Here is a 15639-nt window from a genome sequence, read left to right as displayed (position 1 = left end):
GAGCGGCCTCGCCGGGATTACCGCGGGGCCTCGGGCGGGTGCCGCTACCGGGCAACGAACGCTGTGGTCAGTCGTCGATCGCCTGGTAGACGGTGGTCCAGAAGTCGTGCCACATCGGCAGCCGCTGGTCGCCCGCGTGCGCCCGCTGCATGAACACGACCGCCGTCAGGTCCTCGGCGGGGTCGTTGTACCAGGCCGTGCCGTAGAAGCCAGGCCATCCGTAGCTGCCGACCGAGGGCCCCAGGTGTGTGCGGCGGGTCCGGACCGACATTCCGAAACCCCAGCCGATGGCGTCGAAGTAGCCGGGCCAGAACCCGGAGACGGCCTTCTGGGTCGCGGTCAGGTGGTCGCTCGTCATCAGCGTCACCGCGGGCCGCGACAGCACCCGCTCGCCGCCGTGGACACCGCCGCCAAGCAGCGCCGAGGCGAAGGCGAGATAGTCCTGAGGGGTCGAGACGAGCCCGCCGCCACCGGACTCGAACAGGCGCGGTCGACTGAACCGCCCGTCGGGACCGTCCTCGACAACCGGCGCGCCGGTGGCGGCGTTGTCCTGCTCGTACGCCGTGGCGAGCCGGTCGATGCTCTCGCTACCCACGTTGAAGGCGGTGTCGATCATCCCCAGTGGCTTGCAGAGCCGCTCACGGATCGCATCCCCGAGGGACATGCCGGTGGCCCGGGCGATGAGCACGCCGGTCACGTTGGCGGCGGTGTCGTACATCCAGCGCTCGCCCGGCTGGTGGACGAGCGGAAGGTCACCGAGCTGGCGGATCCACGCGTCCGGCGACTGATATTCGAGTGCGCCCAGCGCGTCGGCGATCGGCACCGTGCCCGGCTCGGCGGGGACCATGCCGGTGCCGAGGGTGCCGTCCAGGACGTCCCGCAGCGTTATCGGTCGTTCCGCCGGGACGGTGTCGTCCAGCGGGCCGTGCGGATCGGCGAGCACTGTCATGCCCGCCAACTCCGGGAGAAGATCGTCCACCGGGTCGTCGAGGCGGAGGGTGCAGTCCTCGACGAGGGTCATCGCACACGCGGCGACGATCGGCTTCGACATCGAAAAGGGACGACCCCCGTCGGGGGGAGACGGGGGTCGTCGGAGGTTCGGCTCCGGGGGGGTCGAGCCGAACCACTCAGCGGTCACGGGGGGTGCAACCGCTGAGGGTCTGCCTGTTTCGGGGATGTGAAAGCTCGTCGTACGGACAAGTCTGCCTGAGCGGGCCCGTCACGTCGAGTGGTGCTGCCTCCACTCACTGCGAAAATCTCCTCGCAGAGTGTGAGCGTGATCACGCGGAGCGGAGAGCCCGCAGGTCTGAGGGGTGGCATGACCCCGGGCACCCGCCGACGATAGACCATCCGGCTAGACTTTCGCGCCGTGGGCCGAAGTGCCGCTTTCTTCGATCTGGACAAGACCGTCATCGCCAAGTCGAGCGCCCTGGCGTTCGGTCGGCCGTTCTACCGGGACGGGCTGATCACCCGGCGTGACGTGGTCAAGTCGGCGTACGCGCAGCTGATGTTCCGGCTGGGCGGCACCGACGAGCAGACCATGGCCCGAACACGGGACTACCTGGCTGCGCTCTGCAAGGGCTGGCAGGTGGAGCAGGTCCGTCAGATCGTCGCGGAGACGCTGCACGAGCTGATCAACCCCTACGTGTACGCCGAGGCCGCCGCCCTGATCGTGGAGCACCAGGCGGCTGGGCGGGACGTGGTGCTGGTGTCGGCGTCCGGCGAGGAGATGGTCCGGCCGATCGGTGAGCTGCTCGGGGTGACCGACGTGATCGCGACCCGGATGACGGTGGAGGACGGCCGGTACAGCGGCGAGGTCGAGTTCTACGCGGCGGGCCCGAGCAAGGTCGAGGCGGTCACCGAGTTGGCCGCCGCCCGGGACTACGACCTGGCTGATTCGTACGCCTATTCCGACTCGTACAGCGACCGCCCGTTGTTGGAGTGCGTGGGCCACCCGAGTGTGGTCAACCCGGACCGGCAGCTGCGCAAGCTGGCCTCGGAGAACGCGTGGCCGGTGCTGGAGTTCCGGCATCCGATCCCGCTGGGCCGGCGGCTGCGGGAACGGCCCGCCGTCCCGGTGGCCGCGGCGGCTCTGGGGGTCGGGGTGGGTGTGGCCATCGGCATCGCCTGGTACGGCCGGCACCGCCGAACCCGAGCCGCCACCACCGCCTGACGCCACCCGTCCAACCGCTCAGGCGGCGGCGAGGATCTCGTCTCCGATGACGGTGAGCTGGTCGGTGGCGACCTCGACGGCGGCCATGTAGTGCCGTAGCCAGGAACGCAGCCCGTCCGGGGTGCCGGTGGCGAAGGCACCGGCCGCGCCGACGTACTCGGGCTCCCGCTCGCGGTGCCCGACGTCGACGGCGAGCAGGCCACGCGGGTCGAGGCCACTGGCGAGCAGCACCAGCCGGGCGGCCCCCCGGGCCACCACGCCGGACGGCCCGGCGAACGGGCGCAGGTTCAACAACTCCCCGTGTACGACAGCGGCGAGCACCAACGGGGAGACCTTCGTGCCGCCGGCGACGAGGCCGGCCAGCCCGTCCAGTCGGGTGGCGACCACCGGGTCGGCGACCGGGCGGCCCAGTTCGGCCTCCGGCACCAGGTCCCGTGCGGCGAGCACGTGCAGTTTCGCGAGCGCCTGGCGGGGCGCCTTCGGCCACAGCTCGCTCAGGCCCGGCAGCGCTCCGGCGACCCGCAGCGCCCCCTGGAGCACCGGGTCGGTGACGGTGCCGGCCCGGACCGCCTCACGCTCGTGCCCGGCCCCTTCGAGGGCCGCGCTGGCGACGGCGGAGCGCAGGCTGACCTCGGCGGCGACCTGTCCGCCGTGCCGGCGCAGCGCCCGGTGCCCGAGCGCCTGGTCGAACCGCGCGCGGGCCTGCTCGACGGCGGCGGCGATGTCGGCGAGCGCGAGCAACGGGGCAAGCGGGTCGGTGGTCACCCCGCCACGCTAACGACCCGGCCCAGCGCGGCGGGCCGCACCCGCCCGTAACGCGACCCGGACCACCCGCCCCCGGCACGGCGCCTCACCCGTGCCGGCGCGGTCGCACCCGCCCGCAACACGAACCCGGACCACCCACCCGGCGCGCCAGGGCCGGCGCTGTCGCACGGCCGAACCACAGCGGCAGTTCCCGCACGGGTTTCTTGAAGTCGGTGTGTCCGCCTGGCCTGGACACCCCGATTTCCATGCAACCGTGTTGATCAAGGCACCCCGCGCGGCGGGGACAGGTGGAACGGGCCGCCGGGCGCGCCCCGGGGGCCGCTCGGCGCGAGGCGGTGGGCAGCCGTGGCCGGTCACCGGCCCCGCGACTACCCTCGTGCCATCGAGACCCAGGTCACCCCGAGGATGAGGAGTCACGGCATGAGCGAGGCATTGGCCAATCTGCTGAACGAGACGCGCCAGTTCCCCCCGCCGGCCGAACTCGCCGCGCACGCCAACGTCACCATCGACGCGTACGCCGAGGCTGAGGCCGACCGGCTGGCCTTCTGGGCGAAGCAGGCCGATCGGCTGGCCTGGTCGAAGAAGTGGGATGAGGTGCTCGACTGGTCGAACCCGCCGTTCGCGAAGTGGTTCGTGGGTGGGCAGCTCAACGTCGCGTACAACTGCCTGGACCGGCACGTCGAGGCGGGCCGGGGCGACAAGGTCGCGATCCACTGGGAGGGCGAGCCGGGCGACACCCGCACCATCACGTACGCGGACCTGCACGAGCTGACCTGCCGGGCGGCGAACGCGCTCACCGACCTGGGGGTGACCGCCGGCGACCGGGTGGCGATCTACCTGCCGATGATCCCGGAGGCGGCGGTGGCGATGTTGGCGTGCGCCCGGATCGGCGCCGCGCACAGTGTGGTCTTCGGTGGCTTCTCCGCCGACTCGTTGAGCAACCGGATCCAGGACGCCAGCGCCAAGGTGGTGATCACCGCGGACGGTGGTTACCGGCGGGGCAAGCCGTCGGCGTTGAAGCCCACCGTGGACGAGGCGGTGGCGAACTCCCCGTCGGTGGAGCACGTGCTCGTGGTCCGCCGCACCGGCGAGGACGTGGCGTGGACGGAGAAGGACCACTGGTGGCACGAGACGGTGGAGACCGCCTCGGCCGAGCACACCGCGCAGCCGTTCGACGCCGAGCACCCGCTGTTCATCCTCTACACCAGTGGCACAACGGCCCGCCCGAAGGGCATCCTGCACACCACCGGCGGCTACCTCACCCAGGCGTCGTACACCACGCACGCGGTGTTCGACCTGAAGCCGGAGACGGACGTCTACTGGTGCACGGCCGACATCGGCTGGGTCACCGGGCACTCCTACATCGTGTACGGCCCGCTCTCCAACGGCGCCACCCAGGTGATGTACGAGGGGACCCCGGACACCCCGCACAAGGGCCGGTTCTGGGAGATCGTCGACAAGTACGGGGTGAGCATCCTCTACACCGCTCCCACCCTGATCCGGACGATGATGAAGTGGGGCGACGACCTCCCGGCGGGCTTCGACCTGTCGTCGCTGCGCCTGTTGGGCAGCGTCGGCGAGCCGATCAACCCGGAGGCCTGGATGTGGTACCGGGAGCACATCGGCCGGGGCGAGCTGCCGGTGGTGGACACCTGGTGGCAGACCGAGACGGGCGCCATCATGATCTCGCCGTTGCCGGGGGTCACCGCGGCCAAGCCGGGTTCGGCGATGACGCCGCTGCCGGGCATCGTTGCCGACGTGGTGGACGACCAGGGCCAGTCGGTGCCGAACGGCGGTGGCGGCTACCTGGTGCTGCGTGAGCCGTGGCCGTCGATGCTGCGCACCATCTGGGGCGACGACGACCGGTTCATCGAGACGTACTGGTCGCGTTTCCAGGGCATGTACTTCGCCGGCGACGGTGCGAAGAAGGACGACGACGGGCACATCTGGCTGCTCGGCCGGGTGGACGACGTGATGTTGGTGTCCGGGCACAACATCTCGACGACCGAGGTGGAGTCGGCGTTGGTGTCGCACCCGTCGGTGGCCGAGGCGGCGGTCGTCGGTGCGACCGACCCGACCACCGGTCAGGCGATCGTCGCGTTCGCCATCCCGCGGGGCAGCACGGACATCGCCGGCGAGGCGGGTGAGCAGCTCATCGCCGACCTGCGTAACCACGTGTCGAAGACGCTCGGCCCGATCGCCAAGCCGCGGCAGATCATGCTGGTGCCGGAGCTGCCGAAGACCCGTTCCGGCAAGATCATGCGACGGTTGCTGCGGGACGTGGCGGAGAACCGCTCGCTGGGCGACGTGACGACGTTGCAGGACTCCTCGGTGATGGACCTGATCTCCTCGGGGATGAGCGGCACGAAGTCCGACGAGGACTGACGGTAGGCGTACTCAATGGAGGGTGGCGGTCCGTCCGGGCCGCCACCCTCCGTCATGTCTTACGGGTGCGGCTCGCGCCGCTCTGCCGGTGTCACATCGGTCGGTCGGGGGAGCCGGGGAAAGCTGAACGGGCACAGGCGTCGGCCACCACTGTCCTTTCGGCCGGTTGTGCTTTAGGTTCACGCAGGTTGGAAGAGTTCGACACACATCGTTTCGATGGCCGACCACGCCAACGTCCTCCTCCCATGCCCGAGAAACGGAGCGGCATGAACCACAAACCGCAGTCCAGGGCGCGGCGACGACTACTCGTCGCGCTGCCCGTCATCGCCCTCGCGGCCACGTCACTGACCGTGAGTGGCAGTGCGGCGGCCCAGCCGCGGTCCGCCACCCCCCAGGCGGTGATCGGGGCCGACGAGCACTACATCAACTACGCCGAGCCCGAGGTGCAGCCGGACACCACCGGCCGTGAGGTGAAGGGCAAGGGTGGCGTCTACACCCCTGCCGCGGAGGCCGCGCGCGCGTTCGATCAGAAGCACGCCCGGGGCAACCCGGTGACCGCACGGCAACTGGCCAAGGACGAGGCCAAGTCGCTGAAGACGGGTCAGAACCCCCGGAAGTTCAAGAAGGCCCCGACCACCCAGACCGCGAAGCTGCTGACGCTGCTGGTGGAGTTCAACGACAAGGCCAACGACGACTTCACGAACGTCATGGTCCCCAAGACGGTGTTCGAGGACCGCACCTGCGTCCCCGGCACGGTCCAGAACGGCCCGAAGCACAACAAGATCGCGGACCCGGCGCGCCTGCCCCACGAGGACAACAACTCGATGTGGGTGCCGGACTTCTCGCCGCAGCACTACAACAAGATGCTCTACAGCAAGAAGGGCATCACCGAGCGGGTCCGCACGGACCTGAAGGGCCCGGACGGCAAGAAGGGCATCGACCTGTCCGGTCGCACCATGCACAACATGTACCTGGAGATGTCCAAGAACGCGTACACGGTGGACGGGCAGGCCAGCCCGTGGATCACCGTGCCGCACTCGGAGGGCTGGTACGCGGCCAACCGCTGCTTCCAGGACGAGACCGGCGCGTGGGTTCCCGGCCGTGAGCAGTCGATGAACGGCCACCCGGACAACCCGGCCGGCGCGGGCCGCCTGGCGACCGACGCGATCGACGCGCTCGTCGCGAAGGACCCGAACTTCCCGTGGGCCGACTACGACATCGAGGATCAGGCCGACCGCGACGGTGACGGCAACGTCTTCGAGCCGGACGGCGTGATCGACCACCTCGTGCTGGTGCACGCCGGCCAGGGCAAGTCCCGTGGCGGCGGCGACCAGGGCGTGTACGCGGTGTGGGCGCACTCCTCCACGGTCGCCGGTGGCTACACCATCCCGGGCACCAACCTGAAGGCGTCGAACTACATCGTGCAGCCGGAAGACGCCGGCGTCGGTGTCTTCGCCCACGAGTTCGGCCACGACCTGGGCCTGCCGGACCTCTACGACACGTCCGGCAACGCCGACTCCGACGTGGACTTCTGGGACCTGATGGCCTCGGGCTCGCACTCCGGTGAGATCTTCCAGGCGCTGCCGACGCACATGGGCATCTGGGACAAGTGGGTGCTCGGTTGGGCCGACCCGCTGACCATCCGCCCCGGGTCGAACCCGCGCGAGGTGAAGCTCGGCCAGACGTCGCGCACCCCGATCGACTCCGAGGACGGCATCAAGGTCGACCTGCCGGACAAGGTGACGACGCTGGCGACCCCGCACAGCGGCACGAAGATGTGGCACAGCAACAACGACCAGGAGTGGGCCGACGTCAAGCTGAGCCGCTCGGTCGACGTGCCGGCAGCCGCCGACTCGAAGTTCTGGATGTGGAACAACTACATCATCGAGGAGGACTGGGACTACGGCTTCGTCGAGCTCTCCACCGACGGCGGTACGACCTGGACCGAGCAGAAGGTGTACGACGAGGGCGGCTCGGTGGTCACCACGCCGGACGGCTACCCGGACCCGAACGGCCGGATGAACGACTTCGGCGGCAAGAAGTACGGCCTCACCGGCAGCACCGACGGCTGGCGGCACGACTACGTCGACCTGTCGGCGTACGCCGGGACGACGGTTCAGGTGCGGCTGCGTCTGGCCACCGACGAGGCGTTCGAGGAGCGCAACTGGTTCGTCGACGACTTCTCGGTCACCGGCGGCGGCGCCACCACCTGGAGTGATGACGTCGAGGGCGGAGCCAACGGCTGGACGGCCACCGGCGGCACCTTCGTCGACACCACCGGTGAGGGCTGGAAGGTCTCCAGCGGCACCGAGGTCCACGCCCAGTACTACCTGGCGGAGTGGCGTAACTTCGACGGCTTCGACAAGGGCCTCCAGTACGCCTACGACACCATCTACTCGCACGAGGCGTGGAAGGTCGACCGGATCTCCTACAACGCTCCGGGCATGCTGGTCTGGTACCGGGACACCGCGCTCGGCGACGTCAACCACGTCACCGGGCAGATGACCGCGCTGCCCAGCTACGGCGCGAAGGGCGGCCTGCTCATCGTCGACTCGCACTTCGACCCGCTGCGCCGTACCGGCGAGGCGGCGGTGAAGGACCCGTCGGTGACCGACAACCTGCCCAGCCGCCCGCAGTCGTCGAACGCCGCGTTCACGCTGAACCGGACGTACCCGTTCACCGAGTGCCTGGAGGCGGCCAACGAGCCGTACAGCGCGTACTGCACGAAGTTCAAGGGGCTGCCGCCGGTGAAGGCGTTCACCGACGCCAAGGGCTGGTACCCGGGCATCGAGATGCGCGACGGTGCTGCCTACGCCCGCGACAACGACGCGTCGGTGGTCCTGCCGTCGCGTAACAACGCGCCGTACACCACCCGGGTCACCAACCCGGACGGCAGCCCCGCGCCGGAGTTCTACGGCGTGACCCTGGGCGGTGGCGCGATCGTGCTGGGCACCGGAAACCCGGGCGACGCGGGCGTGAACTACGGCGTCTCGCTGACGATCAAGAAGGCTGCCGGGGACAACTCGTCGGCTCAGATCTACGTGACCCCGGCAAAGAAGTAACTGTTTCACTGCTCGACAACTGACTGTGGGGCCGGTGGCGGAGACGCTGCCGGCCCCACAGTCATGTGTCCGGTCAGATTGATCGAGGAATGTCGTTGTATACGGTCACGGCCGCACCCGCGCTGCTCAGCGTGGCTGATGAACCGGCGGGGTGTGACGGTGAAAAGCATTCCCAACAAAATCTTGCAACAAATCGACGCGTTCGTCTTCCCACCTGTCCCGCCAGTAACTATGTTCACCAATGGTCCCACTAGTGGGATCGATCTCCCACCGGCCCGTACCCCCGTTGGGCCGGTTCCCTCACACCGGAGGTACCACGTGCGCAAAGTCGCAGTGGGTCTGCTCGGGCTCTCACTGACGGCGACAGGCCTGGCTTTCGGCCCGTCCGCCTCGGCGGCGCCTCAGCCCAAACTGCCGGCAGCAGCACCGGCCGCTGCCGAACCGCAGGCACTGCAGGATGAGCTCCCCGACAAGCTCGAGGAGAAGCGCCGCGCGCTGCGTCAGCAGGGTCTCAGCGACGTGCTGAGCGGTCGCAGCAAGCCGATCGAGCGCAACGGAAGCACGGTTGTCAAGGTCGGTGAGGTCGGCAAGGCGGGCGGAACGGGCGCCAACGCCCGCGCGCGTGCCGGCGCCAGCACGCAGACCAGGGATCAGTACGTCGAGCTCAAGCGTGAGCGGACTGACAGGATCTTCGTGATCCTGGCCGAGTTCGGTGACGAGCGGCACCCGTCCTACCCGGACAAGGACATGAACCCGGATGTCGCCGGCCCGGCGACGTTCGACGGGCCGCTGCACAACAAGATCCCCGAGCCCAACCGGGCCGTGGACAACTCCACCATCTGGCAGCCGGACTTCAGCCCGGAGCACTTCCGCCAGCTCTACTTCGGCACCAACCCGGGCGACGAGTCGCTCAAGCAGTACTACGAGGCGCAGTCCTCGGGTCGCTACACCGTCGAGGGTGAGGTGACCGACTGGGTCAAGGTCCGGTACAACGAGGCCAGCTACGGTCGCTCCGACGACCCGAAGGCCGACGACGACCCGACCGGCGACCCCGCCGTCTGCGCCGACAACGTCTGCCCGAACACCTGGAACCTGATCCGCGACGCCGCCAACCAGTGGGTCGCCGACCAGAAGGCCAAGGGCCGGACGGACGCGCAGATCGCCACCGAGATGAAGTCCTTCGACCAGTGGGACCGCTTCGACTACGACGGTGACGGCGACTTCAACGAGTCGGACGGCTACATCGACCACTTCCAGATCGTCCACTCCGGCGGCGACCAGGCCGACGGTGACCCGCAGCAGGGTGAGGACGCGATCTGGAGCCACCGTTGGTCGGCGTTCAACAGCTCGCCCGTGGGCCCGCCGAACTTCCCGATCGGCGGCACCCAGATCGGCAACACCGGCGTCTGGATCCGCGACTACACGATCCAGCCGGAAAACGGTGGTCGTAGCGTCTTCTACCACGAGTACGGCCACGACCTGGGCCTGCCGGACGACTACGGCCCGGCGGACAACAGCAACGAGCACTGGACCCTGATGGCCCAGAGCAGGCTCGGCGCCAAGAACGACGTCGGCATCGGCGACCGGGGCGGCGACCTCGGCGCATGGAACAAGTTCCAGCTCGGTTGGCTCGACTACGAGGTGGTCGTGGCGGGGCAGAAGCGCACGATGGAGCTTGGCCCGCAGGAATACAACTCGAAGAAGGCACAGGCTGTCGTTGTCGTGCTGCCGAAGCGGGAGTACACCTTCAACTACGGCGCACCGTTCGAGGGCTCGAAGCAGTACTTCTCCGGTAACAAGGACAACCTCGACGGCACCATGACGAGGACGTTCGACCTCACCGGTAAGTCCGCGGCGGCTCTGTCGCTCAAGGGCAAGTACAGCATCGAGGAGACCTACGACTACCTCTACTTCGAGGCGTCGACGGACGGCGGTCAGACCTGGGCCGACCTGGACGGCACGGTCAACGGTCAGCCGATCGGCGTCGACGGAGCCGGCCGCCCGGCTCTCGACGGCAGCAGCAACGGCGCGTGGGCCGACATCAACATCCCGCTGAACTCGCTGGCCGGCAAGGTGGCGCAGGTCCGCCTGCACTACGTGACCGACGGTGGGGTCTCCGAGGGCGGCTTCTTCGGTGACGCGATCACCGTGACCGCCGACGGCCAGACCGTGCTCAGCGACGGTGCCGAGACCGACGCCGGTTGGGCGCTCAACGAGTGGGAGGTCGTCGGTGCCACCTACACCGACGAGTTCGACAACTTCTACATCGCCGGCAACCGGTCGTACGTCTCGTACGACAAGTACCTGAAGACCGGCCCGTACTTCTTCGGCTACGCGAACACCCGCCCGGACTGGGTGGACCACTACGCGTACCAGGAGGGCCTGCTCATCTCGTACTGGAACACCCGCTGGGACGACAACAACACCGCCCCGGCGTCGCCGGCCAACCCGGGTGGTCACCCGGGTGAGGGTCGCAACCTGTACATCGACGCGCACCCGCGCCCGATCTACAACCTGACCGGGGCTCCGTGGCGGGCCCGCGTCCAGATGTACGACGCACCGTTCAGCCTGAACAAGGCCGACTCGTTCACCCTGCACCTCAACAGCCAGCCGCAGTACATCCGTGGCCAGGCTGCCGAGCCGCTGTTCGACGACACCAAGAAGTACTTCTACGAGGAGCTGCCGAACCACGGCGTCAAGCTCCCCGCTACCGGTGTCAAGATCAAGGTTCTGGAGCAGGACGGCACCTCGATGAAGATCCGGATCAGCTGACCACTGATCCCGCACCAACCAGCGACGCCCGGGCAGGTCATCTGCCCGGGCGTCGCCCTTTGTGTGACACCCTCCCGGATGACCCGGACCCTGTTTCCGGGGACGATCGAGCCAACTCCCCCGGGCCCGATCCGGGGCAACCCGGGGCTTTCCCCTGTTCAACGCGACCACCAGGGTCGCCTGCGGCAACCGGGTCCTAGGCTGTCTGCCATGACCGACCAGCGCGGCGGGGCCGTCGACGAGTCCTGTGTCCTCACCGAGGGGCCGTGGACGCACCGTTTCGTCGGCGCCAACGGCAGCCGGTTCCACGTGGTCGAGGGCGGCACCGGGCCGATGGTGCTCTTCCTGCACGGCTTCCCGGAGCACTGGTGGGCCTGGCACCAGATGCTGCCGGCGATCGCCGACGCCGGCTTCCGGGCGGTCGCCGTCGACCTGCGCGGCTACGGGGCGAGCGACAAACCACCCCGGGGGTACGACGGCTACACCCTCGCCGCCGACATCGCCGGACTGATCCGCGCGCTCGGTGAACGGTCCGCGACGATCGTCGGCAGCGGCCTCGGTGGCATGGTGGCCTGGACGGTGGCCTCGTTCCACCCGTCGCTGGTCCGCCGGCTCGTCGTGCTGGGGGCACCGCACCCGCTGCGACTGCGCGCCGCCATCTTCGCCGACCCGCGCGGGCAGTTCACCGCGTCCACACCGGCGTTGAAGTTCCAACTACCCCGCTACGAACACGTCCTGACCCGCGACGGCGCCACGGCCGTCGGCGAGATCATGCGCCGCTGGGGCGGCCCACAGTGGGTGGCCGGGCCGGACTTCGAGGCGTACGCCGAGCGGTGCCGGGAGGCGATGTGCATCCCACAGGCCGCGTTCTGCGCGCTGGAGGGATACCGCTGGGCGTTCCGCTCGCTGCTGCGACTGCACGGCTACCGGTTCGTCCGCCTGATGCAGAAGCCGCTGTCCACCCCGACCCTGCAACTGCACGGCGCCCTGGACACCGCCTCCCTGCCCCGCACCGCGCTGGGTTCCGGCCGGTACGTCGTCGCCCCGTACGAGTGGCGGTTGCTCGACGGGGTGGGGCACTTCCCGCACCTGGAGGCGCCGGAGCTGGTGCTCGGTGAAGTCCTGCGATGGGCGAAGACCTGACCGGTCAGACCCGCTGCTCCCGCAGGTCGGTGACCTCGGCGGCCGGCGCCCAACCCTGGTAGACGCCGAAGTCGAAGACCTCCAGCCGCATCGCCTCGGCCACCGGCCAGCGACCACCCGTGTACTCCACCCGCAGCCAGGCGTCGTGCTCGCCGAGCACGATGAACGGCTGCCCCTGCCAGGTGCAGGTGGTCCGCACGTACGCCAGATCCTCGATCTCGCTCGACGGCAGCACCCGGACGTAGCGGCCCGCGCGGACCTCCTCGAAGCCCTCACCCGGCTCGGGCTGGTAGAGGCGGATGTCGTCGCCGTCCGGGCTGGCCTGGTATTCCCGGCCCTGCCAACGGGCCACGTAGCCGTCGCGCATCACGCCTCCCCGACCCGTCGCCAGGTGACCGTGTCGGTGTCCAGCTCGGCGACCACCCGCTCGCTGCCGTCCGCGCCGATGCGCCAGAGTTGGGCGCCGTGCGGCAGCCGCGCGCTGTCCACCTTGAACTCCGCCACCACGTCGCTGCTCTCACCCGGGGCAAAGCCGTTGCCCCGGAACGGCGGACGTTCGATGACCCAGCCCTCCATGGCCCGCATCGCCGGCTCGTTCTGACCGCCGTACGGGATGCGGTAGAGACTCGGCCGGTGCGCCGGCCAGCGCAGCACGTAGATCTCCTCGGCGTCCTGGGCGAACGGCGAGCCGGGGTAGCTCAGGCCCAGCGCCTCGTGCAGCTGAGCCGGTGTGCTCAGGTGGGACAGCTCACCCGCCCGGTGCACGAACCCGGACACCCGGTCGTACCCACGATCCAGGTAGTACGCGAGCTGGCTGGGGGCGATCGCCTTCTGCATGACCGTCGGTCGGGTCGGGTCGACCGCTGCGGGGGCGTACCGGGGACGGGCGGCGGGTTCGGCCACGGCCGGCGCTTCCACCTGGTCCACTTCCAGGTCGTCCCCGAGCCCCACCTCGGCGGCCCAGTTGGCCAACGCGACGATCTGCTCGCCGGGCAACTTGGCACCCACCGGCGTGCCCGGGTTGACGGCGAACGACCAGTCCTCGTCGGGCCAGCGCCGGATCAGTTGGGCGAACTTCACCCGGACCGTGTCGACGTCCCCCTCGACATGGTCGGCGAGGCGCTCCGACGACGTGTAGACCACCACATACGTCTCGCCGTCGAGCTGCCCGGTACGCCAGACGAAGCCGGGATCCCCGGGGCGGCTTCCCCTCGCCGAGTCCGGTGCCGCCGGCAGCAGCACCCGAGCCAGCAGCAGGGTGGACAGGAACGTGTCGGTGCTGCCCGAGCCGGCGGCGCTGAGCAGGTCTTCCTCGACCGTGTTCGCCGGCTCGAACTCGACCGGTGGCGGCTCGTCGGCAGGCGGGTAGGTGCCGTCGTCCGCGGTCATGCTCTCGCCGCCGGCCGGGCTTCCCGACGAGCCCTCGCTGTCGGAGCGATCGTCGCTGAGCGGGGCGTCGGCCCCCAGGTTGCCCAGGCCGTCGCCGACAGCGCCGGACTCCGCTGGAACCACGGGCTGCGGGACGGGCGGGCTCGGAGCGGCCTGATCGGGGCTGAAGGACGAGGGTGCGAAGGGACCGGGGTTGGCGAACCGCGGCGGGGCGGCCTCAGCGGGGCTGGGGGACGCCGTGAACAGGCCCGGACCGGAGGACGCCGGGCCGAACGGCGGTGGCGCGGCGGCCTCGGTGGGGCTGGGCGACGACGGACCGAACAGGCCCGGACCGGGAGGCGTCGAGCCGAACGGCGGCGAGGCGGCCTCGGCGGGGCTGGGCCGCCGGGGCGCGTCGACCGGCGCGCTGCTCTCGACCGGTTCGGTGAGGTCGCGGGACTCGATGATGGTGCCCTCGATGACGATGGGCGTGAAGCCTCGGCGCGGCGCAGGCGGCCCGGAGACCGGTTCGGCGACGGACACCGGCAGATCCTCCGCCGGCTCGAACCGGCCCGACCGGCCCTGGGGAATCGCCTGCGTCTCCTCCGCCGATGCCCGCCCGGGCGCACCGGTCGGGCGAGGCTCACCGGTCACCCGGAACGCGCGGGTGGGCTCCTCAGCCAGCGGGTTGTGCCGGCGCGGCGGCAGCGGCTGGGTGATCTCCTCGCCGGAGGGTGGCGCGTCCATCGCGCGGGACGCGCCGAGGCCGCCCTCCGGGCGTCTGACCGGCTGCGTGGCGGCCGGGTCCGCCGCCATCGGAAAGGCCCGCGTCGCGGTCTCGTCGACCGGCGCATCGGCTGGGCGGCGGCGAGGGAAGGGCTGGCTGCCTCGACCGAACCGGGTCGGCGGGGCCGCCCGGTCAGCGGGGCGTCCCCCGCTCGCGGCCTGGTCGCGGGCCGGAGTGGGGTCGAAGAAGGATCGCCGAGGCGCGGCCTGGGGGCCACCGTTGCCGTTGGCCGGGGCGGGGCCGTCGACGTCGCCCGGCCGGGTCGCTGCCGGCCAGCCCGCACCCGGCCCAGCCTGGTCGGTGCTGGGGCCGGCGGTCGCCAACGGGGTGAACCGGGACGGCCTGCCGGTGCGGGGCAATGCTCCGACTCCGGGGGAGGGGCGAGGCGGTTCGGTCGGGTGCCGCTGACCGGCTGCGGGCAGGTCCTCCTCGCCGGGTCGGCGTGGCGGCTCAGCGGAGGCGGGTGGCCGGGGCGCCGGACCCGGCACCGGCGGGGCACCCACCCGAGGGGCCGGGCTCCGCGCGGGCCTTCGGGGTGCGAGCGGAGCGCTCTCGGGCGCGGACGGGGCCACCCCCGTCATGGGAGGTGATCCAGCGGCTGTGGCAGTGTCCCGCGGTGGCGCGCCGGGCCGGGTGCGGGCCAGGGTCTCGGCCCGCTCCAGGCGAGCGCGGGCACCCATGGCACGGCCGGGCAGCCGCACGTCACCTCGGGACAACTGCGACACGAACCAGGCCGGCAGGTAACCCTCGACCGGCAGACCCGGATTGACGGCGAGCCACCACTCGTGGTTGGGCCAGCTGGTCGCGAGGTCGGCGAAGGGAATGCGTCGGTTGCTGCCGGCGTGATCGCCGAGGCAGGCTCGCAGTGCGGCGGCGGAGGTGAAGGCCAGGACGTGGGTCCGGCCGCCGGTGGTCCAGGTGCCCCATCCGGCAGGTGGCTGGCCGGGCTGCGTCGGCGCGGAGACCGGCAGCAGCACATCGGTGCGGGACAGGAGCCGGAAGTAGAGCTCCTGGTCGTTCGCGCGCAGAGCGTCGCGCATCGCCACCTCGGCCTCCGTGGCCGGTTCCCATGCGGTCACGGCCACCTCCCCTTCCGAGAACAGGCCACAGGTATCGCGTACAACCTACAAGGTGGTACCAAGATCACAATGGCTGGCCGGGGGCGGCCTGCCAGGGCCCGAGAG

General features: G+C 70.3%; 9 protein-coding genes. 5 read left to right on the top strand and 4 right to left on the bottom strand.

Annotated elements, in window-relative coordinates:
• Nucleotides 1–67 precede the first annotated feature (67 nt).
• A complete protein-coding gene (locus tag ACIBEF_RS07900; protein WP_396792178.1) occupies nt 68–1051 on the bottom strand; it encodes a serine hydrolase domain-containing protein in 984 nt (327 codons plus the stop codon).
• A 318-nt stretch (nt 1052–1369) separates the two neighbouring features.
• Here ACIBEF_RS07900 and ACIBEF_RS07895 point away from each other — a divergent pair, with 318 nt between their 5' ends.
• The gene (locus ACIBEF_RS07895) at nt 1370–2173 is read left to right on the top strand and encodes an HAD-IB family hydrolase (protein ID WP_355004872.1); all 804 of its coding nucleotides are present in this window, start codon (nt 1370–1372) and stop codon (nt 2171–2173) included.
• A gap of 18 nt (nt 2174–2191) precedes the next feature.
• Here the strand turns inward: ACIBEF_RS07895 and ACIBEF_RS07890 are convergent, their stop codons facing one another.
• Entirely contained in the window at nt 2192–2938 is a 747-nt protein-coding gene (locus ACIBEF_RS07890; RefSeq protein ID WP_396792175.1) for an oxidoreductase, read from the bottom strand.
• Between the two features lie 420 nt (nt 2939–3358).
• Between ACIBEF_RS07890 and acs the strand changes: the two genes are divergently transcribed.
• From acs to ACIBEF_RS07870, 4 genes are all read left to right on the top strand, one after another.
• Entirely contained in the window at nt 3359–5323 is a 1965-nt protein-coding gene (acs, locus tag ACIBEF_RS07885; RefSeq protein WP_396792173.1) for an acetate--CoA ligase, read from the top strand.
• 266 nt (nt 5324–5589) lie between these two features.
• Nucleotides 5590–8385: an immune inhibitor A domain-containing protein gene (locus ACIBEF_RS07880; protein ID WP_396792171.1), complete on the top strand. Its 2796-nt coding sequence runs from the start codon at nt 5590–5592 to the stop codon at nt 8383–8385.
• A gap of 333 nt (nt 8386–8718) precedes the next feature.
• Nucleotides 8719–11157 (top strand): immune inhibitor A domain-containing protein, encoded by a 2439-nt coding sequence (locus ACIBEF_RS07875; RefSeq protein WP_396792244.1) that lies wholly within the window; start codon nt 8719–8721, stop codon nt 11155–11157.
• Between the two features lie 210 nt (nt 11158–11367).
• Complete coding sequence (locus ACIBEF_RS07870) at nt 11368–12300, top strand: alpha/beta fold hydrolase (RefSeq protein ID WP_396792169.1); 933 nt, start codon at nt 11368–11370, stop codon at nt 12298–12300.
• A 4-nt stretch (nt 12301–12304) separates the two neighbouring features.
• Here the strand turns inward: ACIBEF_RS07870 and ACIBEF_RS07865 are convergent, their stop codons facing one another.
• Nucleotides 12305–12670 (bottom strand): hypothetical protein, encoded by a 366-nt coding sequence (locus ACIBEF_RS07865; protein WP_396792167.1) that lies wholly within the window; start codon nt 12668–12670, stop codon nt 12305–12307.
• Nucleotides 12667–15534 carry an SseB family protein gene (locus ACIBEF_RS07860; protein ID WP_396792165.1) on the bottom strand — a complete coding sequence of 956 codons (2868 nt, stop codon included), beginning with the start codon at nt 15532–15534 and terminating at the stop codon, nt 12667–12669. The genes ACIBEF_RS07865 and ACIBEF_RS07860 overlap by 4 nt, the downstream gene beginning before the upstream one ends.
• Nucleotides 15535–15639 lie beyond the last annotated feature (105 nt).

The organism is Micromonospora sp. NPDC050795 (assembly GCF_044456785.1).
Classification (GTDB): domain Bacteria; phylum Actinomycetota; class Actinomycetes; order Mycobacteriales; family Micromonosporaceae; genus Micromonospora.
The sequence above is the reverse complement of the archived record's forward strand: the minus strand, read 5'-3'. Positions and strand labels throughout refer to the sequence as shown.

Excerpts from the sequence above, each read along its gene's own strand:
- acs (WP_396792173.1), top strand. The coding sequence starts at position 3,359 with ATGAGCGAGGCATTGGCCAATCTGCTGAACGAGACGCGCCAGTTCCCC.
- ACIBEF_RS07880 (WP_396792171.1), top strand. The coding sequence starts at position 5,590 with ATGAACCACAAACCGCAGTCCAGGGCGCGGCGACGACTACTCGTCGCG.
- ACIBEF_RS07870 (WP_396792169.1), top strand. The coding sequence starts at position 11,368 with ATGACCGACCAGCGCGGCGGGGCCGTCGACGAGTCCTGTGTCCTCACC.
- ACIBEF_RS07900 (WP_396792178.1), bottom strand. The coding sequence starts at position 1,051 with ATGTCGAAGCCGATCGTCGCCGCGTGTGCGATGACCCTCGTCGAGGAC.